The sequence below is a fragment of the Serratia sp. (in: enterobacteria) genome, from assembly GCF_051654945.1.
Classification (GTDB): Bacteria; Pseudomonadota; Gammaproteobacteria; order Enterobacterales; family Enterobacteriaceae; genus Chania.
Genome location: NZ_JBOFZA010000099.1, coordinates 5,130 through 31,654 on the forward strand (window position 1 = coordinate 5,130; position 26,525 = coordinate 31,654).

Annotated in this window: 4 protein-coding genes; 2 read left to right on the forward strand and 2 right to left on the reverse strand. The window is 59.9% G+C overall.

The window, feature by feature from the left end; genetic code table 11:
* Positions 1-22,512, reverse strand: coding sequence for an Ig-like domain-containing protein (locus ACRDCA_RS24375; RefSeq protein WP_438691857.1), 22,512 nt, complete (start codon positions 22,510-22,512; stop codon positions 1-3).
* Positions 22,513-23,198: 686 nt separating this feature from the next.
* The gene (locus ACRDCA_RS24380) at positions 23,199-24,590 is read right to left on the reverse strand and encodes an MFS transporter (protein WP_438691858.1); all 1,392 of its coding nucleotides are present in this window, start codon (positions 24,588-24,590) and stop codon (positions 23,199-23,201) included.
* 211 nt (positions 24,591-24,801) lie between these two features.
* On the opposite strand from ACRDCA_RS24380, the gene pncC reads away from it, so the two are divergent.
* A complete protein-coding gene (pncC, locus tag ACRDCA_RS24385) occupies positions 24,802-25,290 on the forward strand; it encodes a nicotinamide-nucleotide amidase (RefSeq protein WP_438691859.1) in 489 nt (162 codons plus the stop codon).
* A gap of 112 nt (positions 25,291-25,402) precedes the next feature.
* On the forward strand, positions 25,403-26,467 hold the full coding sequence (recA, locus tag ACRDCA_RS24390) for a recombinase RecA (protein WP_438691860.1): 1,065 nt from the start codon (positions 25,403-25,405) through the stop codon (positions 26,465-26,467).
* Positions 26,468-26,525: the final 58 nt, after the last annotated feature.

Genomic DNA, 26,525 nt, shown 5'->3' on the forward strand with positions numbered 1-26,525 from the left:
CTACACCAGATTGACGTGCAGGCCTTGCTGCACCAGAACATCTCCCAGGGTGTTGCCGCTTTCGAGAGCGGAGTTGTGGTACACGTCGAACACTTGACCATCGACCGTCCGCTGGCCCACCGAACTCCAGGTACCGCCTTCGCCCTGGGTCAGATTGACCTGGTCACCGATGCTGCCCTTGATCAGCAGGTTGTCGCTGGCGGCGTCCTTGACGTTCAGCGCTTCGTGCAGATCCAGGGTGATGCTGTTGGTGCCGCTGGTGCCCAAATCGAAGATATCGATGTGTTGCACTTTCAGGCCCAACGCCGTCAGATCCAGGTTGAGGTTCTTGCCATCCAGCTCCAGGGTATCGATGCCCGCGCCGCCGTCGATCGACAGGAAGTCGAGGGCGTTGACGTGGATCACATCGTTACCGCTGCTGCCATGGATGGTGTCGCCGCTGGCGGTAGTCCCATCCGCCAGATTGATGGTCACGCCGCCAATGCTGAAGGTGGTGTCTTCAACCTTGGTTTCGCTTGCCGTATCCACTGGCAGGGTTGGGTTCACCACCAGCGTGCTGGCGACCGGCTCACTGGTATCGGTAGTGGTTTGAGTGCTGCTGGCCTCGCTGGTTGGCGTGCTGGTTTCGGTTGTCGCATGCTGCACGCTTGCCACCTGAGCATGCTGTACTGCGGTGTGATCGGTCGTGCTCTCGGTGCTGGTGTTTTCGGAACCCGAAGTATCCAGCGACAGCGTTTCGACCGCGGCGTTAGATGTCATCAGCAGTGGCAGCTCAATACCGGAAGTCAGCCCCGCAGAGACGGTGACCCCGTTACCCGCCAAGTCAGTCACCGAAGCTGCCACCACCGTGCCCAACAGGGTTGGCAACAGGTTAAGCAGGTTCAGGTTCTTCAGGGCGTTGGTGGTATCGAATTTCACCGTCCAATGTCCGGTGGCATCCACGGTGCCCAACAGCGTACTGCCCAGCAAGGTCACGCTAACCTTCGCGCCTTGCTGCACGTTTAGGCTGGTGCCGCTGACGGACAGGCCGTTAGTCAGAATGCTCAGCGCACTGCCCAGGGTGCCGAGGGCATCAATGCCCAACAGCGGCAGCGCGTGGATTTTCACCGTGGCGTTGGCGTTGGCCGAGCTGGTGTTGCCGTAGTGATCGGTGACGGTCACGCCGACCGACAGTGGGCCATCTGCCAGGCTGGCCAGCTTCAGGGTAGGAACGCTGACGCTCCATTTCCCGTCATTGCCTACGGCAGCGGTCAATATCAATCCCCCCACATTGACGCTGACGCTACCGCCGATGGCGTTGGTGGTGGTGCCGCCGATCAACTGGTTCAGGTTGGCTTCGCTCAGGTTGAGGAAACCATCGCCAAACAGGCTGCCCAGGCTGACGGTCGGCAGGTTATGGATACCCACGCCCAGGTCGGCGTTGATGCTGCCGGTCTTGCCCGCTGAGTTGGTGACCGACACGCCTAGCGACAGATTGCCATCCAGCAGGCTGGACAGGTTGAGCGGCGTCAGGCTGAGTGACCAACTGCCATCCGCTTTCACCTGGGTGGTGAAGGTATTGCTGCCAAGGTGAACCTGAATGGTTGATCCCGGCGCGTTGGTGGCATGACCGCTGATGATCTGGTTGGTGGTCGCTTCCAGGGCATTCAGCAGGCCGTCGCCGCCAAACAGCGGATCCAGCGTCAGGGATGGCAGGGCGTTGATCAGCACGTTGAGTGGGCTAACCTTGCTTACGGTGTTACCCGCCGCATCGGTGATGCTGGTGGTCACGTTGGTCACGCCATCCAGCAGCCCTTGCAGATCCAGCGTTGGGATCGGCAACTGCCATTTACCGGTAGCATCGACGCTGGTGGTGTAGGTGTGGCTGCCCAGCGTCAGGGTGATGGTGGTGCCTGCCGCGACGTTACCGGCGTTACCGCTCAGGATCTGCGGTGACAGCAGATCGCTGAGATCCAGCGTGCCGTTGCCAAACAGCGGGTTGAGCGTCAGCGTTGGCAAAATGGTCGCCACGTTGAGGCCCACGCTGGCACCGCTGGTGTTGCCCGCCGGATCGGTCACCGTTGCGCTGACGGTCAGATTCCCTGCCGCCAGGTCCGCCAGTTGCAGCGGATTGATGGTGGCGCTCCAGCCACCGTCAGCACCGACGACGGCGTTCAGTTGCAGCGTGCCGACCTTGATCACGACCTGAGAACCGGCCGCCGCATTGGTGGTGGTACCGCTGATGGTCTGAGTCAGCAGCGCTTCGGCCGCATTGAGGAAGCCGTCGCCGCCAAACAGCGGGTTCAGCGCCAGCGTTGGCAGCTTGTTGACGATCACATCGATCGCCGTATTCAGCACGCCAGTGTTGCCAGAGCCATCCAGCACCGAAACGCCCACGTTGATATTGCCATCCAGCAGGGTGTGCAGGTCGGCAGGTTGCAGCACCAGGCTGAACTTGCCGTCGGCACCGACGGTGGTCAGGAAGTCTTTACCTCCGAGAGAAACCCGCACCTGCGCACCGGCGCTGGCAAAGGCCACGGTACCGCTGACGGTCTGGGCCACCAACGCTTCCGCCGCGTTGAGGAAGCCATCACCGCCAAACAGCGGATCGAGCGTGATCACCGGCAGTTTCACATCCAGTTGCAGCCCGGCGGTGGCGCTGGTGGTGTTACCCACTCCATCGGTGGCCGTTGCGGTAACGGTAAAGTTGCCGTTGCCCAGCCCTTGCAGGATGCCGAGGATATCCGGCGTAACGGTAGCGCTCCATTTGCCGCCGTCGCCCACGATGGCGGTCAGCGTTTGCGAGCCGGCGATATCCAGACTAATGGTGGCACCCTTCGCCAGGTTGGTGACGGTGCCGCTGATGGTCTGATTCAGCAACAGGTCTGCCACATTGAGGAGGCCGTCGCCAAAGATCGGATCCAGCACGATGTGTGGCAGATTGTGGATGATCGCGGTGATATCGATGTTTTTGCTCACCACGTTACCGGCCGAGTCGGTCACCGAGACGCCCAGCGCCAGATTACCGTCACTCAGCGCTGCCAGATCCAGTGGTGGGATCGACAGGCTCCAGACACCGTCCGTACCGACACTGACGGTATAGGTTTTAGTGCCCAGGCTGACGCTAAGGCTACCGCCGCCGATACCGAGGCCGTTAATCACCCCGCTGACCGTCTGTGACACACCGGCTTCTACCGCATTCAGCAGGCCATCGCCAAAGGCGACGACCGGGCCGATCACCGGCAGGTTGTGGGTCAGTACGTCGATATCGATCAGATCGTTGACCACGTTGCCGTGGGAGTCGACGATCTGCACGTTGACCTGTGCCAGACCATCACCCAGCAGGTTGAGCTGGCTAGGCAGCAGTGACACGCTCCACTGGCCGTTACCGCCCACCACCGCATCCAGCGTGATGCCTGCGACGGTGACGTGGACGACCGCACCGTTGTAATCACCGGTGGCGTTACCGCTGATCACCTGAGTGAGCAGCGATTCGGCCAGATTCAGCACGCCATCGCCGCCAAACAGGGCATTAACCCCCGCACCGAGCGTCTTGTTCAACGCCACGTTCAGCGTGACGTCGGTGTGGCTGCTGTTGCCAGCCGTGTCGGTTAGGGTGACGCCGATAATCTGCGGCCCATCGGTCAGGCTTTGCAGGTCAAGCGTCGGCAGTGGAATGCTCCATTTACCATCCGGGCCAACCACTACGCTGGCGGTCAACGGCCCCAGCGTCACGGTGACGGTTTCGCCAATGCCGCCGGTACCGGTCAGTGTCTGGCCGAGCAGCGCTTCTGCCAGCGTCAGGATATTGTCCCCGGTCAGCAGGTCAACCTTCAGCAGTGGCAGTGTGGTATCGGTCGTGATGACGTGTGTGGCAGGCGTGATGTTGCCTGCCGCGTCGGACAGCGTGGCATTGATGGTGTTGCTGCCCTGCGGCAGGTTGACCAGATCGGCTGGCGGTACGTTGACCGACCAGGTACCGGTGGCACTGACCTGTGCACTGTAGGTTTTGCCGTTCAGCGTGATGGTGACGATGCGGCCCGCTTCAGACACCGAGGCGGTACCAGAAATCGCCTGGGCGACGGTGCTTTCACTGGCGTTCAACACGTCGTTACCCGCGAAGGTATTGATGGTGAGCGTCGGTGGAATGCGGTCGACCAACACGGTTTCGCTGGCGGTAAACACCGTCGGCAGCGGTGACAGCAGCGTGGTGCTGGCGCTGACCACAATGTTGCCATCAACCGGGAAGGTGACCACGGTGCTGAAGGTACCGTCCGCCAGGGTGGTGACCGGGATCCCGAGCGGTAAGCCGCCCACGATAATGGTCACTACCTGTCCCAGCCCGATCCCGCCAACCACTTTACCGGTCAGGTTGATGATCAGCCCGACTTCACTGGCGTTAACGATGTTATCGCCGGTGATCGGATCGATAGTGATGATCTGGCCCGGAGGCGTCAGGTTAACGGTAAAGTTGTGGTTGTCGACGGCGAGATTGCCAGCCTGATCGCTGACCTGAGCCGTGATGCTCGGCGTACCGCTCAGGGCTTTCAGATCGGCAGGCGGCACCGACACGCTCCAACTGCCGTTTGCCAGCACTACTCCAGTATAGGTTTTGCTATTGAGCGTGACGGTGATCTGCTGCCCAACCGCGACGTTAGTGGAGGTCCCGGTAATCAGCTGCACCGACTGACTTTCGGCATAGTTGATAATGTTATCCGTCGTGAAGTTGGCGATGGTAACGGTAGGCAGGGTGGTAACCGAGATATGGACCGAAGAACCGGCCGTACCCTGGTTGCCTGCGGCATCCGTGGCAGTCACGGTGATGCTGTTATCCCCTTCAGCCAGCGCTTTCAACTGCGGTGTAGTCAGCGCCAGGCTCCAGTTGCCGCCGCTGACCTGGGCGGTAAAGGTTTGCGTCCCAATCTTCACGCTGACCGAGGTGGCGTCACCTGCGCTGCCGCTGAGGACTTGCCCCAGGTTGGCTTCGGCCAGGTTGAGGAACCCATCGCCAAACGGTGTGTTGATGGTTGGCACCGGTGCGGTGAGATCGCTGGTGAAGTTCAGCGCGGTGCTATTGGTATTGCCCGCAGCATCGGTCGCGGTCACGGTCAGCGAATGAGGCCCATCCAGCAACGTGCTGAGGGTGGCCGCTGGCAGCGGTAACGTCCAGTTGCCGTTGGTATCAACCAGTGCGTTGTAACTCACACCATTGACATCGATCACCACTTTCACCGCCTGACCGGCGCCATTGACCCCAGTGGTGCCGGTGATCGTCAGGGCACCGGCGGCTTCGCTGATGCTCAGCACGCCGTCAACGCCAAACGGAGGAACGATGGTAGGACTCGGCAGCGTCAACAGGGCGTTAACATCCAGCGGCGCTGTGGTGGCCGTATTGCCGCCGCGATCCTCGACGGTCACCTCAATGGTATGCGTACCGTTGGTGAACACGCCAAGCTGAGTGGTGTTGAGAGGCAGTGACCAGCCTCCCAGACCATCGGCCAAGGCCGTGAAGATCTGCTGGCTTGGCAGACCGGCATCCACCGTCACAGTGACGATTTGGCCGCTACCGACCAGACCGGTTTTGCCGGTCAGGGTTTGTGCCAGCGCCGCTTCGGCAATATTCAGCAGGCCATCGCCAAACGGCAGATCGAGGGTTGGCAACGGCAGCTTGTTAACCAGGATCTCCAGCGAGCCGTTGGCGCTATTGGTGTTACCCACCGCGTCGGTGGCCGTCACCGTGATTGGCCAGTTGCCGTCTGGCAGGCCAAGCAGGGTGGCGCTATCGAGCGGCAGCGTCCAACTGCCGTCGGCATTCACCGTGGCATTCAGGTTCAGACCGTTGACGTTCACCGTCACTTTCTGACCCAGATTGCTGGCAAGGCCGGTAGTGCCGGTGAGGGCACCGCCCAGCAGGGCTTCGGCATGGTTGACGATGCCATCAATAAACGGCGTATCCAATCCGGCCACCGGCAGCCCGGTAAGGGTACTGTTGAAGTCCAGCGTCGCACCTTGGCTGTTGCCGCCCTTATCGGTGGCAATCACGCTGATGGTGTGTGGACCATCCAGCAGCCCCAGCAGATCGGTGGTTGGCAGAGTGACGCTCCACTGGCCGTTGTTACCGACCGTGGCGTTGTAGTCTTTACCGTTGAGGCTGACCACCACCGTCTGACCGTTGCCGATAATGCCGGTGGTGCCGGTCAACAACTGATTGACACCGGCTTCCACCAGATTCAGGGCACCGTCGCCAAATGGCAGGTTAATGGTCGGGTTCGGCAGGATATGCGATAGGATCTCCAGTGACCCCCCCGCGCTGGCAGGGTTACCTGCGGCATCTACCGCAGAGACCACCACCTGCACGGTGCCATCGGCCAGCAAGGCCAGGGCATTGGCTGGGATCAGTGCGCTCCAGGTGCCATCGCCATTGACGATGCCGTTTACTACATAGCTGCCAATCTTGACTAGCACTGGGGTGTTAACCAGCAGGTTGAGCGCGGCACCGCCGATTGGCGTTGCTACCCCCAGCTCGAGAATGTTGAGAATGTTATCGCCAAACAGCGGGTTCAACGTCAGTGATGGCAGCGTATGGGTGTTGACCGCCACCGTAATCGAGTCTGAAACGCCATTACCGGCGGCATCGGTGACGCTCACGCCGATGGTCACGCTGCCGTCCAACAGCCCTTGCAGGATATTGCTTGGGATATTGACACCCCACGCACCGGTGATCGGATCCGCCAGGGCGGTGTAAACATTAGCTCCCAGCGTGACGGTCACGGTCAGGCCCGGATCGGTATGCCCGCTCAACACCTGCCCCAGCAGCGCTTCCGCCAGATTCAGGATGTTATTGCCGGCAAACAGATCGATCTCCAGCAACGGTGGCACGGTATCAACGCTGACGTTATGCGTCGCACTGGCCGGGTTGTCGGCGATATCGGTGACCGAAGCGGTGACGGTCTGCGGGCCTTGTGGCAATGCCTGCACGTCGGCGCTTGGCACCGTGGCGCTCCAGCTACCGTCTGCACCCACCACCGCGGTGTAGGTTTTACCGTTAAGCAGTACGCTGACCACCTGGCCAGGCTGCACATGGCTGGACCCACCGCTGATGACGATGGCAGATTTCGCCTCGTTGGCGTTGATGATGTCATCACCGGCGATCACGTTGACCGACAGCTGCGGCAGATTGCCCGCATCGGTGATCACGGTGAGGTTGTGGTTGGCGTTGGCCTGGTTGCCCGAAGTATCGCTAACCGTGGCGGTGATGGTGTCTTTGCCGTCTGGCAGAGCCGCTACATCCCCTGCCGGAACTTGCAGGCTCCAACTGCCGTCCGCGCCGACGATGGCGGTGTAGGTTTTGCCATTCAGCGTAACGGTAACCTGTTGCCCTTGTTCAACGCGTTGGCTACCCCCGCTGATGGTCAGCGGCAGGTTGGATTCCGCCAGGCTGAGATAGTCATCGCCGGACAGGGTGTTGATGGTCAACAGTGGAGCCTGGGCCGGATCGGTATCCAGGGTGATGCCGTGGCTGACGCTGCCGGTGTTGCCTGCGGCATCGGTCAAGGTGGCGGTGATGGTGGTGCCACCGTTCGGCAGGTTGGCCAGATCGCCAGCCGGAATGGTGACGCTCCAACTGCCATCCGCCAGCACCAGTCCGTTATAGGTCAAGCCGTTGATGGTGACCTTCACCACCACCGGTTGGCCGCTGTCGTTGAGTGGGGCGGTGCCGGTGATGGTCAACGATTGCTGGCTTTCCGCAATGTTGATGATGTCATCACCGCTGACGGTGTTGATGGTCAACACCGGCACCGTCAGATCCACCGTAGCACTGGAGTTGATGCTGGAAGTATTGCCAGCGATGTCGCCGACGGTAACCCCAATAGTGGCTGGGCCGTCCGGCAACGCGGCCAGATCGGCGCTTGGCACGCTCACGCTCCAGTTGCCGTTGTTATCCACGATGCCGGTATAGGTTTTTCCTCCCAGCACCACGCTGACGGTTTGACCACTGCCGGTGATCCCGGTGGTGCCGCTCAGCGTTTGATCGCTGGTGGACTCCGCCTTGTTCAGATAGCCATCGCCGAACGGCGTGTTCAGGGTGGCAACCGGCAGGCTGTTGATCAGCACGCCCAACTGCTGCGAGCCGGTGACCAGATTGCCCGCTTCGTCGGTGGCGCTGACGGTGACGGTCAGTTTGCCATCGCCCAGGATGGTCAGATCGGCGGATGGCACCGTGGTGGTCCAACTGCCATCGGCTTGCACCACGGCAGTGTAGAACTTGCCGTTCAGCGCGATGGTGACGCTGGCCCCGGCGGCCACGTTGGTGGAACTCCCGCTGATGCTGATCCCTGCGGCGGCTTCAATGGCGTTCAGCTGGTTATCGCCAGTGATTGGGGAGATCGCCAACGCACTCTGGGTGAGATCGACCGTGACATCATGGGTGCTGCTGGCCGGGTTACCGGCTTTATCGGTCACTTCGGCGGTGATTGTCAGGCTGCCGTTGGTCAGCAGGGCCAGATCGGCGGCCGGAACGTTGGTGCTCCAGGAGCCGTCCGCCTGCACGGTGGCGGTATAGGTTTTGCCATTGAGGGTCAGGGTAACAATCTGTCCGGCTTCAACCCGCAGGCTGCTGCCGCTCAGGGTTTGCGTTGCCTGCACCTCGGCACCGTCAATAATGTTGTTGCCCGCAAAGGTGCCGATGGTCAGCACCGGCGCGTTCAACGCACTGGCATCAACTCCGATAGCGTGGGTGACGCTGCTGCTGTTACCGGCGCTGTCGGTCAGGGTGGCCACCAGGTTATAGCTGCCATCTGCCAGCGCGGTAAGATCGGCGGTTGGCAGCGACGTGCTCCACGAACCATCCGGTTGAACGATCGCGGTATAGGTTTTGCCGTTCAACGTCAGCGTCACGGTACGACCGGCATCCACGGTGGAAGCGGTGCCCGATACGGTCTGGTTGAGCAGCACTTCCGCGCTGTTAAGCACATCATCCCCGGCAATAACGCCGATGGTGAGGGTCGGGGCGATCTTATCAACCACCACGGTGCCGTTCAGCGTATTGCTGTTGCCCGCAGGATCGGTAACGACCACGTTGAGCGGTGGCGTGCCGTCCGGCAGCGCTTGCAGATCGCCAACCGGTACGGTCACGCTCCAGTTGCCGCTGCCATCCACCGTACCGGTGTAGGTTTTATCCCCAAGGGTGACGGTGACGGTTTGCCCCGGCGTGGTGGTGCCGGTTGAACCGGTGATGGTTTGCGGCTGGCCCGCTTCCGTGCCGTTCAGGATGCCATCGCCAAACGGCGTATTGAGGGTGGCATCCGGCAGGTTATGGATAAACACGCCCAAGCTATGGCTGCTGCTGACCGGATTACCGGCCTGATCGACAGCGGATACGCTCAGGTTGATACTGCCGTCTGCCAGCAGAGCCAGATCGGCCGGCGGTACCAGCACGCTCCATGAACCGTCCGCCAGCGTAATGCCGGTGTAGGTTTTGCCGTTCAGCGTCACGGTCACGGTTGCGCCAGTGGCCAGGTTGAGGCTGCTGCCGTTGATGGTTAATGGCAGCAGGCTTTCAGCCAGATTCAGCTTATCGTCACCGGCAATCACGTCGATGGCGATACCGCTCAGCGCCGTGTTGACCACCACGTTGTGCGTCGCCGTGGCCGGGTTGCCAGAGGTATCGCTAACGCTGACGCTGATGGTGCTGTTGCCCTGAGCCAGTTGGCCCAGATCGGCGGCAGGTACGCTGGTACTCCAGGTCCCATCTGCCTGCACGGTAGCAGTATACGTTTTGCCATTCAGCGTGATGGTCACCAACTGGCCCGCTTCCACGTGGGTGGTGGTGCCGCCCAGCGTCTGGCTGGTTTTCACCTCTGCGCCGTCGATAATATCGTTACCGGCAAACACCCCGATGCTCAGGGTTGGCAGATCCAGCGGATTGGCATCAACCGTCACGGTATGGGTGACGGTGGTGGAGTTGCCCGCCGCATCGCTCAGCGTGGTGGTTAATGGATAGCTGCCATCGCCAATCGCTTGCAGATCGGCGCTTGGGATGGTGGCACTCCAGGTGCCGTCGTTGGCGACTACCCCGGTATAGGATTTACCGTTGAGGGTCACCGTGACGGTACGCCCGGCGTCGGCAATTGAGGCGGTGCCGGAAACTACCTGGTCGCTGAGGCTTTCCAGCGCGTTAACTTTGTCATCTCCGGCGAACGGTTTGACCGCCAGGGTTGGTGGCACCAGATCAACCTGTGCCGTCACGCTGCCCGACACGCTGTTACCGGCGGAGTCCGTAGCGGCCACGCTGATGGTATTGCTACCCGCAGGCAGGTTTTGCAGATCGGCCGACGGGATGGACACGCTCCAGTTACCGTTGCCATCCACGGTGGCGCTATAGGTTTTCCCTCCCAGACTGACGATCACGCTTTGTCCTGCACCAGGGATACCGGTGCTGCCACTCAATACTTGTGCAGTGGTGGCCTCAGCCTGGTTCAGGAACCCATCGCCAAACGGCAGATTGATGGTTGGAGCCGGTAAGGTGTGGGTGAGCACATCCAGCGTATGGCTGTTGCTGACCGGATCCACGCCCGGGTTGGAGGTGCTGGCGGTGATCGTGGTCAGGCCGTCTTGCAGTGCCAGCAGATCGGTGCTGTTAACCGATACGCTCCAACTGCCGTTGGCGAGCACCACGCCGGTGTAGGTTTTGCCGTTCAGGGTCACGGTAACGGTTTGACCCGCATTCACATTGACGGTGGTCCCGCTGATGGTCAGCGGCTGTGAGGCTTCGGTCAGGTTCAGCTTATCGTCACCGGCAATCACGTTAATGGCGATGCTTTCCACTGCCGTATCAACGGTGATGGTATGGCTGCCGGTAGCCGGGTTGCCCGCCCGATCGTTGACGCTGGCGGTGATGGTGGTCTGGCCGTTGGCCAACAACGCCATATCCGCCGCCGGAACGTTAACGCTCCAACCGCCGCCCACCTGCACCGTGGCGAAGTAGGTTTTGCCGTTCAGGGCCAGGGTCACGATCTGGCCTACTTCCACGTGAGTAGTGGTACCGGACAGGGTCTGGATGACCAGCGCTTCGGCACCGTTGACGATATCGTCGCCAGCGAATGCGCCGATGCTGACTGTTGGCAGATTGGCCGGGTTGGCATCGATATTGAGACTGTGAGTGACGCTGGTGCTGTTGCCCGCCGCGTCGGTGAGGGTGGCCACCAGACTATGGCTGCCGTCGCTGAGTGCTTGCAGATCGGCCGCAGGCAGGCTGGTGCTCCACGAACCGTTCGGTTGCACTACAGCGGTGTAGGTTTTGCCGTTCAAGGTCAGGGTAACGGTACGGCCCGCATCCGCGATCGAGGCGGTGCCGGACACGCTCTGTGCCACCAGGACTTCGGCGGCGTTCAGCACGTCATCTCCAGCTACCAGACCGACGGTGAGGGTTGGCGCAGTGGCATCAACGGTGACGGTAGTGTTCAGCGTACTGCTGTTGCCCGCCGCATCGGAGACTACGACAGACAGGGCTGGCGTGCCGTCTGGCAACGCTTGCAGGTCAGTAGACGGAACGCTGACGTTCCAGTTACCGCTGCCATCCACGGTGCCGGTGTAGGTTTTGGCCCCCAGCGTGACGGTCACGGTCTGCCCCGGCGTGGTGATGCCGGTAGAACCGGTGATGGTCTGCGGTTGGCCTGCCTCAGTCGCGTTGAGAATACCGTCGCCAAACGGCGTATTGAGGGTCGCGTCCGGCAGGGTATGGATGAACACGCCCAGATCGTGGCTGCCGCTGACCGGGTTACCGGCCTGATCGACGGCGGTCACGGTCAGGGTGGCGGCGCCATCGGCCAGCAACGCCAGATCGGCTGCCGGTACAGAAACGCTCCAGGAACCGTCTGCCAGCGTGGTGCCGGTGTAGGTTTTCCCGTTGAGAGTGACGGTCACTGTCGTACCCGTGGCCAGGTTGCTACTGCTACCGTTGATAGCCAATGGCAACAGACTTTCCGCCAGGTTGAGTTTGTCATCACCGGCAATCACGGCGATCGACAGCCCGCTGATATCGGTATCGACCGTCACCGCATGGCTGGCGTTAGCCGGGTTGCCCCCCTGATCGCTGACGCTGGCGTTAATGGTGGCCTGGCCGTTAGCCAGCAGCGCCAGATCGGCGGCCGGTACGCTGGTACTCCAGGAACCGTCGGCTAATACGGTGGCGGTGTAGGTTTTGCCGTTCAGGGTGAGGGTGACGATCCGCCCGGCTTCCACATGGGTACTGGTCCCTGAGAGCGTTTGGGCGGTTTTGACTTCCGCGCCGTCAACAATATCGTTACCGGCAAACACGCCGATGCTCAGCGTTGGCAGATTGGCCGGGTTGGCATCGACGCTGATGCTGTGGGTGACGCTGGTGCTGTTACCGGCGGCATCGGTGAGGATGGCCACCAGATTATGGCTGCCGTCACCGAGCGCTTGCAGATCGGCGGCAGGCACGCTGGTGTTCCACGAACCGTTTGGCTGCACCACGGCGGTGTAGGTTTTGCCGTTCAAGGTGATGGTCACGGTGCGGCCCGCATCCGCGATCGAGGCGGTACCGGATACGCTCTGCGCTACCAGCACTTCGGCAGCATTCAGTACGTCATCCCCGGCAATCAGGCTCACGGTGAGGGTTGGCGCGGTCACATCGACGGTGACGGTGGTGTTCAATGTATTGCTGTTACCGGCGGTATCGGTAACCGTGACGGTCAAGGCTGGCGTACCGTCTGGCAACGTTTGCAGATCGGCAGGAGGTACGGTGACGTTCCAGTTACCGCTGCCGTCCACGGTGCCAGTATAGGTTTTACCGCCCAGGGTGACGGTGACGGTCTGGCCCGGTGTGGTGATACCGGTAGAGCCGGTGATGGTTTGCGGTTGGCCCGCTTCGGTACCGTTCAGGATGCCATCACCAAACGGCGTGTTGAGGGTGGCGTCCGGCAGGGCATGGATAAACACGCCCAGATCGTGACTGCCGCTGACCGGGTTACCGGCCTGATCGACGGCGGTGACGGTCAGGCTCGCAGTGCCATCGGCCAGCAACGCCAGATCGGCCGCCGGTACGTTGATGCTCCAGGAGCCATCCGCCAGCGTGGTGCCGGTATAGGTTTTCCCGTTGAGTGTGACAGTCACGGTGGTGCCCGTGGCCAGGTTGGCACTGCCGCCGTTGATGGTTAATGGCAGCAGGCTTTCCGCCAGGTTGAGCTTGTCATCGCCCGCGATCACGGCGATGGACAGGCCGCTCAGGTTGGTGTCGACGGTCACGTCATGGCTGGCGTTGGCCGGATTCCCAGCGCTGTCGCTGACGGTGGCGGTAATGGTGGTTTGGCCGTTGGCCAGCAGCGCCAGATCGGCGGCCGGTACGCTGGTGCTCCAGGAACCATCGGCCAGCACGGTGGCGGTGTAGGTTTTACCGTTCAGGGTGAGGGTAACGGTCTGGCCGGCTTCCACATGGGCAGAGGTCCCTGAGAGCGTTTGGGCGGTTTTCACTTCTGCGCCGTCGACAATATCGTTGCCAGCGAACACGCCAATGCTGAGCGTTGGCAGGTTGGCCGGGTTGGCGTCGACGTTGATGCTGTGGGTGACGCTGGTGCTGTTGCCGGCGGCATCGGTGAGGGTAGCGACCAGATTATGGCTACCGTCACTGAGGGCTTGCAGATCGGCGGCTGGCAGTGAGGTGCTCCAGCTACCATTCGGTTGCACCACGGCGGTGTAGGTTTTGCCGTTCAGGGTCAAGGTGACGGTGCGCCCTGCATCGGCAATCGAGGCGCTGCCGGATACGGTTTGTGCCACCAGCACTTCGGCGGCGTTCAATACATCATCCCCGGCAATCAGCCCCACGATGAGGGCTGGCGCAGTGGCATCGACGGTGACGGTAGTATTCAACGTACTGCTGTTACCGGCAGCATCGGTGACCACGACAGATAGCGCTGGTGTGCCGTCTGGCAGCGCTTGCAGATCGGCGGACGGAACGCTGACGCTCCAGTTGCCACTGCCATCCACGGTGCCGGTATAGGTTTTGCCGCCCAAAGTGACGGTCACGGTCTGGCCTGGGGTGGTGATACCGGTAGAGCCGCTGATGGTCTGCGGTTGGCCTGCCTCCGTCGCGTTCAGAATACCGTCGCCAAACGGCGTATTGAGGGTGGTGTCCGGTAGAGCATGGATAAACACGCCCAGATTGTGACTGTTGCTGACCAGGTTCCCGCCCTGATCGACAGCGCTCACGCTGACGGTGGTACTACCATCGGGCAGCAACGCCAAATCGGCGGCAGGAACCTGAACGCTCCAGGAACCGTCTGGCAGGGTCAGACCGATGTAAATCTTGCCATTCAGCGTCACGGTGACGATGGCACCCAGTGGCAGGTTGGCACTGTCACCCGTGATGGTCAGTGGCAACTGGCTTTCGGCCAGGTTCAGTTTGTCATCGCCTGCGATCTCGTCGATAGACAGCCCACTGAGGTTGGTATCGACGGTCACGTTATGGCTGGCGTTGGCCGGGTTGCCGGCGCTGTCGCTGACGGTAGCGGTAATAGTGGTCTGGCCGTTGGCCAACAGCGCCAAATCGGCGGCCGGTACGCTGGTGCTCCAGGAGCCGTCTGCCAATACGGTAGCGGTGTAGGTTTTACCGTTCAGCGTGAGGGTGACAGTCTGGCCCGCTTCCACATGAGCTGAGGTGCCGGACAGGGTCTGAGCGGTTTTCACTTCTGCACCGTCGACGATGTCGTTACCGGCGAATACGCCGATGCTGATGGTCGGCAGGTTGGCCGGGTTGGCATCTATCCCCAAGACATGCGTGGTGCTGGTACTGTTACCGGCAGCATCGGTGAGGGTAGCGACCAGATTATGGTTACCGTCACTGAGCGCTTGCAGATCGGCGGCAGGCAGGCTGGTGCTCCATGAACCATCCGGTTGCACTACGGCGGTGTAGGTTTTGCCGTTCAAGGTCAGGATGACGGTGCGGCCCGCGTCGGCCACAGAAGCCGTGCCGGACACGCTTTGCGCGACCTGTACCTCGGCGGCGTTGAGCACGTCATCCCCGGCAACCACGTTCACGGTGAGGGTTGGCGCGGTCACATCGACGGTAACGGTGGTGTTCAGCGTACTGCTGTTACCGGCGGCATCGGTGACCACGACAGATAGCGCTGGCGTGCCGTCTGGCAGCGCTTGCAGATCGGTTGAAGGTACGGTGATGCTCCAGTTGCCGCTGCCATCCACGGTGCCGGTATAGGTTTTGCCACCGAGCGTAACGGTGACGGTCTGGCCCGGCGTGGTGATACCGGTAGAGCCGGTGATGGTCTGCGGTTGGCCCGCTTCCGTGCCGTTCAGAATACCGTCGCCAAACGGCGTATTGAGGGTGGCGTCCGGCAGGGTATGAATAAACACGCCCAGATCGTGGCTACCGCTGACCGGGTTACCGGCCTGATCGACGGCGGTCACGGTCAGGGTGGTCGTGCCATCGGCCAGCAGGGCCAGATCGGCCGCCGGTACGTTGACGCTCCAGGAGCCATCCGCCAGTGTGGTGCCAGTGTAGGTTTTACCGTTGAGTGTGACAGTCACGGTGGTACCCACGGCCAGGTTCTGGCTGGTACCGTTGATGGCCAATGGCAGCAGACTTTCCGCCAGGCTGAGTTTGTCGTCGCCCGCAATGATGGCGATAGACAGCCCACTAATATCGGTATCGACGGTGACCTCATGGCTGGCGTTGGCCGGATTACCAGCGCTGTCGCTGACGGTAGCGGTAATGGTAGCCTGGCCGTTAGCCAGCAGTGCCAGATCGGCGGCCGGTACGCTGGTGCTCCAGGAACCGTCAGCCAGTACGGTGGCGGTGTAGGTTTTACCGTTCAGCGTAATGGTGACGTTCTGCCCGGCTTCCACATGGGTAGTGGTCCCTGAAAGCGTTTGAGCCGTTTTCACTTCCGCGCCGTCGACAATGTCATTACCGGCGAACACGCCGATGCTGACGGTCGGCAGGTTGGCCGGGTTGGCATCGACGTTGATGGCGTGGGTGACGCTGGTGCTGTTACCGGCGGCATCGGTGAGGGTGGCCACCAGATTGTGGCTGCCGTCGCTGAGCGCTTGCAGATCGGCGGCTGGCAGGTTGGTGCTCCAGCTACCATTCGGTTGCACCACGGCGGTGTAGGTTTTGCCGTTCAAGGTCAGGGTGACGGTACGGCCCGCGTCGGCAAGCGAGGCGGTGCCCGATACGGTCTGTGCCACCAGCACTTCGGCAGCATTCAGCACGTCATTCCCGGCAATCAGGCCGACGGTCAGGGTTGGCGCAGTGGCATCGACGGTGACGGTGGTGTTCAGGGTGTTGGTATTGCCAGCGGCATCGGTAACCGTCACGGTCAAGGCTGGCGTACCGTCTGGCAGCGCTTGCAGATCGGTTGAAGGTACGGTGACGCTCCAGTTGCCGCTGCCATCCACGGTGCCGGTATAGGTTTTGCCACCGAGCGTAACGGTGACGGTCTGGCCCGGCGTGGTGATACCGGTAGAGCCGGTGATGATCTGCGGTTGGCCCGCTTCCGTGCCGTTCAGAATACCGTCGCCAAACGGCGTGTTCAGCGTAGCGTCCGGCAGAGTATGGATAAACACGCCCAGTGCGTGGCTACCGCTGACCGGGTTACCGGCCTGATCGACGGCGCTCACGGTCACGGTGGTGTTGCCATCGGCCAGCAACGCCAGATCGGCAGCCGGTACCGTGACGCTCCAGGAGCCATCCGCCAGGGTGGTGCCGGTGTAGGTTTTACCGTTCAGGGTCACGGTAACCGTGGCACCTACGGCCAGATTCTGACTGGTGCCGCTGATGGCCAATGGCAACTGGCTTTCGGCCAGGCTGAGTTTGTCATCGCCGGCAATGATGGCGATGGATAGCCCACTGAGGTCGGTATCGACGGTGACGTCATGGCTGGTGTTGGCAGGGTTACCGGCGCTGTCGCTGACGGTGGCGCTGATGGTGGTCTGGCCGTTGGCCAGCAGCGCCAGATCGGCGGCCGGTACACTGGTGCTCCAGGAGCCGTCTGCCAATACGGTGGCGGTGTAGGTTTTACCGTTCAGGGTGAGGGTGACGGTCTGGCCTGCCTCCACATGACTGGTGGTACCGGACAGGGTTTGGGCAGTTTTTACTTCCGCACCGTCGACAATGTCGTTACCGGCGAATACGCCGATGCTGACGGTTGGCAGGTTGGCTGCATTGGCGTCGACGTTGATGCCGTGAGTGACGCTGGTGCTGTTACTGGCGGCATCGGTGAGGGTAGCCACCAGACTATGGCTGCCGTCGGCCAGGGCGGCGAGGTCGGCGGCTGGTAGTGAGGCACTCCAGGTGCCGTCCGCCTGCACGGTGGCGGTATAGGTCTTGCCATTCAAGGTCAGGGTCACAATGCGGCCGGCATCGGCCACAGAGGCGGTGCCCGAGACGGTTTGTGCCACCAACACTTCGGCGGCATTTAACACATCATCTCCAGCCACCACGTTCACGGTCAGGGTCGGTGCAGTTTCATCGACGGTGACGGTGGTGTTCAGGGTATTGGTATTGCCTGCGGCATCGGTGACCGTGACGGTCAAGGTTGGCGTACCGTCTGGCAGCGCCTTCAGGTCAGCACTTGGCAGCGTGACGCTCCAGTTGCCATTGGCATCCACGGTGCCGGTGTAGGTTTTACCGCCCAGAGTGACGGTGACGGTTTGCCCCGGCGTGCTGATACCGGTGGATCCAGTCAATGTTTGCGATTGGCCCGCTTCCGTGCCGTTCAGAATACCGTCGCCAAACGGCGTGTTCAGCGTAGCGTCCGGCAGAGTATGGATAAACACGCCCAGGCTATGGCTGCCGCTGACCGGGTTGCCGGCCTGATCGATAGCGCTCACGGTTACGGTGGTGGTGCCATCGCCCAACAACGCCAGATCGGCAGCCGGCACCAGTACGCTCCAGGAGCCGTCCGCCAGGGTAGTACCGGTATAGGTTTTGCCGTTCAGGGTCACGGTAACCGTGGTTCCGGCGGCCAGGTTGGCACTGCTGCCGCTGATGGCCAATGGCAACTGGCTCTCGGCCAGGCTGAGTCTGTCGTCCCCGGCAATCACGGCGATGGACAGCCCGCTCAGGTCGGTATCGACGGTCACGTCATGGCTGCCGCTGGCTGGATTCCCGGCGCTGTCGCTGACGGTGGCGGTAATGGTGGTCTGGCCGTTAGCCAGCAGTGCCAGATCGGCGGCCGGTACGCTGGTGTTCCAGGAACCGTCAGCCAGTACGGTGGCGGTGTAGGTTTTACCGTTCAGCGTAATGGTGACGGTCTGTCCCGCTGGTACATGGGTTGTGCTCCCAGAGATCGTCTGGGCGGTCTTCACTTCTGCGCCGTCGACAATATCGTTGCCAGCGAATACGCTGATGCTGAGCGTCGGCAGGTTGGCCGGGTCGGCATCCACGTTGATGCCGTGGGTGACGCTGGTGCTGTTACCGGCGGCATCGGTGAGGGTAGCCACCAGATTATGGCTGCCATCGGCCAGGGCGGCGAGGTCGGCGGCTGGCAGTGAGGCGCTCCAGGAGCCGTCCGCTTGTACCACGGCTGTGTAGGTTTTTCCGTTCAAGGTCAGGGTGACGGTGCGGCCCGCATCGGCCACAGAGGCGGTACCGGACACGGTCTGTGCCACCTGTACTTCGGCGGCATTTAACACATCATCTCCGGCCACCACGTTCACGGTCAGTGTCGGTGCAATTTCATCGATGGTAACGGTGGTGTTGAGGGTATTGGTATTGCCTGCGGCATCGGTGACCGTCACGGTCAAGGTTGGCGTGCCGTCTGGCAGCGCTTGCAGGTCGGCAGCAGGAATAGTAACGCTCCAATGGCCGCTGCCATCCACGGTGCCGGTGTAGGTTTTACCGCCCAGGGTAACGGTGACGGTCTGCCCCGGCGTGGTGATGCCGGTAGAGCCGGTGATGGTCTGCGGTTGGCCCGCTTCCGTGCCGTTCAGGATGCCATCACCAAACGGCGTATTCAGGGTCACGTCCGGCAGGGCATGGATAAACACGCCCAGGTTGTGGCTGTCGTTGACTGGATTACCGGCCTGATCGACGGCGTTCACGGTCACAGAGAGGGTGCCATCGGCCAGCAACGCCAGATCGGCGGCAGGCACATTGACGCTCCAGGAGCCGTCCGCCAGTGTGGTACCGGTGTAGGTTTTACCGTTCAGGGTCACGGTAACGGTCGTACCCGTAGCCAGGTTGGCACTGCTGCCGTGGATGGTCAGTGGTGACTGGCTTTCGGCCAGGCTGAGTCTGTCGTCCCCGGCAATCACGGCGATGGACAGCCCGCTCAGGTCGGTATCGACGGTGACCTCATGGCTGCCGCTGGCTGGATTCCCGGCGCTGTCGCGGACGGTGGCGGTAATGGTGGTCTGGCCGTTAGCCAGCAGTGCCAGATCGGCGGCCGGTACGCTGGTGCTCCAGGAACCGTCAGCCAGTACGGTGGCGGTGTAGGTTTTACCGTTCAGCGTAAGGGTGACGGTCTGGCCTGCCTCCACATGACTGGTGGTACCGGACAGGGTTTGGGCAGTTTTGACTTCCGCGCCGTCGACAATATCGTTACCGGCGAATACGCCGATGCTCAGTGTTGGCAGGTTGGCTGCATTGGCGTCGACGTTGATGCCGTGAGTGACGCTGGTGTTGTTACCGGCGGCATCGGTGAGGGTGGCCACCAGATTATGGCTGCCATCGGCCAGGGCGGCGAGGTCGGCGGCTGGCAGGGAGGCGCTCCAGGAGCCGTCCGCTTGTACCACGGCGGTGTAGGTTTTACCGTTCAAGGTCAGGGTGACGGTGCGGCCCGCATCGGCCACAGAGGCGGTACCGGACACGGTCTGTGCCACCTGTACTTCGGCGGCATTTAACACATCATCTCCAGCCACCACGTTCACGGTCAGGGTCGGTGCAGTTTCATCGATGGTAACGGTGGTGTTGAGGGTATTGCTGTTACCGGCGGCATCGGTGACCGTCACGGTCAAGGTTGGCGTGCCGTCTGGTAACGCTTGCAGATCGGCGGCAGGAATGGTGATGCTCCAATGGCCGCTGCCGTCCACGGTGCCGGTGTAGGTTTTACCACCCAGGGTGATGGTGACGGTCTGGCCCGGGGTGGTGATGCCGGTGGTGCCGGTCAATGTCTGTGGCTGCCCGGCTTCTGCGCCGTTCAGGATGCCATCACCAAACGGTGTGTCCAACGTGACCGCAGGCAAATTATGGGTATAAACCTCAAGATTATGCGTGGTGGTCACGGTAGAACCGTCGTTGCCGGTGACGCTGGCAGAAATGCTGTTGTTGCCTTCGGCCAGCAGTTGCAGATCGGCACCAGGCACCTGCAATGTCCAACTGCCATCGGCCAATACCAGCGCGGTATAGGTTTTGCCATTCAGCGTGACGGTAACGGTAGCCCCGGTAGCGACGTTGGCCGTGGTACCGCTGATGGCCAGCGGAAGCCCGGCTTCGACGGCGTTGAGCTTATCGTCCGAAGAGACGATGCCGATATTGATTGCCGAAGCATTGCTGTCTACGGTGATAACCTGTGGAGCGGTAGTGGTGGTATTGCCCGCCTGATCGCTGAGCGTGGCGATTATCTCATAGCTACCGTCGGTCAACGCGGCCATATCCGCGGCTGGCACGCTGATGCTCCATTTGCCATCGGCACCTACGATGCCGGTATAGGTTTTGCCATTGAAGGAAACGCTGACCACCTGCCCAGCCTCGCTGACGGAGGCGGTACCGGTAATGTTTTGCGCCGATTTTTGCTCATCGACGGTGATCAGATCATCGCCGGTAAACTTGTCCAGCGTCAGCACCGGTGGCACGGTGTCCACCAGCACATGCTCGGTCACGGTAGTGCTGTTGCCTGCGGCATCGGTGGCCGTCACGGTAAGGGTATTGTCCCCTTGGGCCAATGCCTGCAGGTCTGCGGCAGGCAACTCAAGACTCCACTTGCCGTCCGGGCCTGTTACTGTGGTGTAGGTCTTGCCATTCAGGGTGACGACAATGGCCTGGCCCGGATTGCTGGTGCCGCTCAGCGTCTGTGGCGTCTGCGCCTCGGCGGCATTGAGTACGTCGTCCCCGGCCAGTTGGTTGACGGTCAGCGTTGGGGCGGTCAAATCGACGGTGATAGTTTCATGCGCATTGGCGCTTTGCCCCGCTTTGTCGGTGACGGTGGCATTGAGGGTGAGCGAGCCATTGGCCAGTGCGGCCAGATCGGCAGCCGGCAGGGACAGCGACCAGCTTCCGTCTGCCTGCACCACTGCGCTGTAGGTTTTACCGTTCAGGGTGAGGGTAACGGTTTGGCCCGCTTCGACGTTCTGGGTGTGGCCGCTCAGCGTTTGAGCGCTCTTGGTTTCGTTGGCATTGAGGACGTTATCGCCGGTCAGTGCGTTAATCGAGATCTGTAGGGTCGGATTGACGACGGTGGTATCAACCGAAATCTGATGATCGACCGTGGTTTGGTTGCCGACTTTATCGACGGAGGTCACGGTTAACTCGTAGTTACCGTTTTTCAGCAACGCCAGGTCTGCTGCAGGCAGTTGCAGGCTCCACTTGCCGTCGCTACCTACCGTCGTGGTATAGGTTTTACCGTTCAGGGTAATGGTAATGGTCAGCCCGGCTTCGCCGGTACCGCTCAGCGCCTGCGCTGCCTTTAACTCGGCACCGGTCAGGTGGTCATCGCCGGTCAGCTTGTTGACGGTCAAGACTGGCGGAGTGGTATCGACCAGCACGGAGATCGTTTTTTCAACGCTGATCCCATCCTGATTGGTCACTTTCACCGTCAGTTGATAATTGCCGTCTTTCAGGCCAGACAGGGCAGCCGAACTGAAATCAAAGCTCCACTTGCCATCGGCACCGACCGTGGTGGTGTAGCTTTTGCCGTTGAGCGTCAGCGTGATGGTCGTGCCTGCGGCAACGCCGGTAGTCAGGCCGCTCAGCAACTGGGCAAGTTTAACTTCGCTGGCGTTAAGCACGTTATCCTGGCCCAGCCTCCCGACGGTCAGGGTCGGTTGCTCTGGCGGTACGGAAGGTTCGTCGTTGTGGTGATCGTTCTTCCCTGTCCCGGTGGCGATGGCGACGCCAGCCCCTAATGCCAGGCCTGCCAGAATGGCGGCGATGGCTCCGTTAGATAATTCATGATCGGTGATCAGCAGCGACGAAACGTCAGACAGGGATTCAAACTGCGGTGTAATCAACACCGGTTCGGCACTAGCGGCGGTTGCCGGGAATATCGCGTGCTGAATGGTGCCATTGCCATCATCAAACACCAGTTCGCTGTGTTTGCCGTCGGCATCCACTTCAAAGAAGCTTTGATACCGTACCGTCGTGCCGTCTTTCATGTGCACGATCAGATCGTTACCTTGACGTTCATAGCTGCTCACCAAAGCCTGGGTGCCATGGATCCGCACAATGCTGCTTTGTGTCAGGCTGACGGAACTGCTACCGGTTGCTACGTCTGCGATCCTTGCGCCGCCATGACGAGCAATAATATCAACAGCCCCAAGGGTAAAATTGGTTTGTGCCATGTTGTTAGCCTCTGAACGCCAAAGTGAATTTGCATCGCACACCAAAGCCGGTTGTGTGGCTTTTGTAGGCGCGCTGGAATGCTCGATGGGCGTACCCTCGAGCTAAATTTAACCTGGTATTTAGACGACTAATTAATGCAAAGGTAACGAATTGCTCTTCCTTGATGGGATTCTATGATTAAGTTTCCTAACTTATGTGTGAGGTAAGGTATAAGCGAGCTTTGATAAAAATGCCATACGCAGCAATGATTATTGTGCGCGCTTGTTATTGATAAAAATTCTTATTCGCTAAGATGAGTCAGTACCCATGAATAATTGATGGTTTCTTGGTCCTGCGGGGTGTTTTAATTTTAAATTAGATAAATTGCATTTCACTTACCCTTTAAATTAGCCATTATTATAATATAATTTGATTATAATCAGGTGTTTAATTTTTATATGTTAAGGGTTTTACTTATTTAATAAGTAGTGCTACAGGGTGGGGTAAATAAGATAATTACATAACAAAACTAACGTTTGTTACAGGTTTTATTGGCATATTTCTACGGGATAATAAAGAAGTGTTTTTTGAAAGTGTGAGGCTAATACTTTTTACTTATTAGTTATGCTACTGATTTCTCTTGGCGGTATAAGAAAATCTTCATATTTATGAGGTGGAGAGGCATGGCGGGCCATGCCTGGCCAATCTAAAGCATGGTGTAGGCCTTTTTCAGCCCGGTATCTTCTTCAGGGTCAGCACCTTGCGGATGGGCTGGCTCTTCTTCCGGCAGCGATTCCGCCGATGGCGTTTCTGCTTGCGGATCGGGGGCGGCTTCCGGCGCTGGCATGGTCTCTTGAATGGTCTGTTCATCGAACGTTGGGTTCAATGCAGGGGAGAGCGGAGAGCTGGAGAGGCTGTCTGGCATGGCGATATGCGGCACCGGCGCATCCTGCACAAACTGTGACTCATCCTGTTTGACTGTTCTGCTACAGGCCATAATCAACAGGCCACACAAGGCGAAAAACACATACAGGATATTCCCCCCCAGAGGCTGGATCAGCGCACCGACGGCCAGCGGCCCGATGCTGGCACCCACGCCAAATGCCATCAGCAGACAGGCTGCCAGGGATACGCGGCGTTCAGGCTCAATCATGTCATTGGCCAGCGCTACCGCCAGTGGGTAAAGGGTGAATTGCAACATGCTGACCATGAAGCCGACGATCAATAGCACTGGGAAATCGATATGAGGCAACAGGGCCAGCGGTAAGGCGGCAATCACCAGCAGCAGCGCGTTAATCCGCATCAGCAGCGTGCGGTTGTAACGGTCCGACAGCCAGCTCAGCGGAAACTGTGCCACCAGCCCGGCAAAGATGGCGATGGCCATAAACAGGCCGGTTTGCTGAGTGGTCAATTCCTGCTGGCTGGCATACACCGGTGCCAGCCCGTAGAAGGATCCTACTACCATGCCGATCACCAGCGTGGTGGCCAACACTTTGGGAATGGCACGCACAAAGTAGCGCAATTCCATGGGGGCGGGCGACATATGCCGGGCATTGGTGCGGGTTGTCAGGGCGATCGGCACCAGGCAGAGAGAGAAGCACAGCGCGATGAGCAGCAGCGTGGTGATACCCAGATTGGCTTGCAGCATCAGCACAACCTGCCCCAGAGACATGCCAAGGTAGGAGGCAGCCATATAGAAGCCGAATACCATGCCGCGCTGGTTGGATTCGGACTGATCGTTCAGCCAGCTCTCCAGCACCATGTACTGACACATCATACACAAGCCGATAATCAGCCGCAGCACCACCCAGACCGGGATGTACTCCGTCAGGCCATGGCCGAGTACCGCAGCAGTAATGATCCCGGCGCAGGAAACATAGGCACGGATATGCCCGACGCGAGCAATCAGAAAGTGGCCCACCTTGCCGCCGATCACCAGGCCGATGTAGTTGGCAGCGATAATGGCCCCGATCAGGGCACCGCTGACGTTGATGGAGGTTAGCCGCAGGGAAATGTAGGTGGTCAGCAACCCTGAACCCAGCAACATCAACAGGGTGGTGGTATAGAGCGGAAAGAATACCCCTAACGTTTTTTTCACTCGGCCTTCCTGTTTTTGTCGAAGATTGATCCAATCCGAACAAACTGGCCTGCCGCAGCAGGCTGGACGCTAACCCCGATACTAGCAGTTCAAACAACGGCTTAAAACCGCAGTCCTGCGAGGCGCTTGGCATTTCGGCCTGCAAACCGCCTCAGAAGCTTGATAAATGCTACTATCGGGCGCATATACCTTGATTCATTAAGGAGAGGCAATGAGCGACAATCGGTTGCGTGAACTCAGTATTCTTGTCGGGCAAAGGCTGAAGGCCAGCGAGCGTTGGATCAGCTGTGCGGAGTCCTGTACGGGCGGCGGTATTGCCAAGGCAATTACCGATATTGCCGGCAGCTCGGCCTATTTCGATCGCGGCTTTGTGACCTACAGTAACGCGGCAAAGCATGAGTTATTGGGCGTAGCGGAAGCGACTTTGCAGGCGCATGGCGCGGTCAGTGAGGAAGTCGTGCGTGAAATGGCACAGGGGGCAATGCATGCCGCCAAGGCCGATCTGGCGCTTTCGGTCAGCGGCATTGCCGGCCCGGATGGTGGCAGTGCGGAAAAACCGGTCGGCACCGTGTGGTTTGGTTTTGCCGAACGCTCCGGCCGGGTGCTGGCGCGCAAGATGCAATTTGCTGGCGATCGTGATGCGGTACGCCTGCAAGCCACGATTTTTGCGCTGCAAACGGCGCTTGATGAATTTTTGTAAAATTAGGCTTGATACTGTATGACCATACAGTATAATTAGCGTCATTTCCTGGACAACATACATTCAGCGGCAGTGTAGGAAGACACCGACATTGCGCAACGAAGGAGCAAAAATGGCTATTGATGAGAATAAGCAAAAGGCGTTAGCTGCAGCACTGGGTCAGATTGAGAAACAGTTCGGCAAAGGCTCCATCATGCGTCTGGGTGAAGACCGCTCCATGGACGTAGAAACGATCTCCACTGGTTCACTGTCGCTCGATATCGCACTGGGCGCAGGCGGTTTGCCAATGGGCCGTATCGTTGAGATTTATGGCCCGGAATCTTCCGGTAAAACGACCCTGACTCTGCAAGTGATTGCCGCCGCTCAGCGCGAAGGTAAAACCTGTGCGTTTATCGATGCCGAGCACGCGCTGGATCCTATCTACGCCAAGAAACTGGGCGTGGATATCGACAACCTGCTGTGTTCTCAGCCGGATACCGGTGAGCAGGCGCTGGAAATCTGTGATGCGCTGACCCGTTCCGGCGCGGTTGACGTCATCATCGTCGACTCCGTTGCGGCGCTGACGCCAAAAGCGGAAATCGAAGGCGAAATCGGTGACTCACATATGGGGCTGGCGGCACGTATGATGAGCCAGGCCATGCGTAAATTGGCCGGTAACCTGAAGAACGCCAACACCCTGCTGATCTTCATCAACCAGATCCGTATGAAAATTGGTGTAATGTTCGGTAACCCGGAAACCACCACCGGGGGTAACGCCCTGAAGTTCTACGCTTCTGTCCGTCTGGATATCCGCCGTATCGGTGCGATTAAAGAAGGTGACGAAGTCATCGGTAGCGAAACCCGCGTGAAAGTGGTGAAGAACAAAATCGCTGCACCGTTCAAACAGGCAGAGTTCCAGATCCTGTATGGCGAAGGGATCAACAGCCGTGGCGAACTGGTCGATCTGGGTGTGAAACACAAGATGATCGAGAAGGCCGGTGCCTGGTACAGCTACAACGGCGAGAAGATCGGGCAGGGTAAGTCCAATGCCTGTAACTTCCTGAAAGAAAACCCGGCCATTGCTGCGGAACTGGACAAAAGACTGCGTGACCTGTTGCTGCACAGCAATGGCGAAGCGGTTGCTGCCGGCGCCGAGAAGGCCGATGACAATGAAGCAGAAACCAGCGAAGAGTTTTAATCTTTGCCGGTAGTTATAGGCACCCTGGTGGTGCCTATATCGATCACCAAGGTCTTCA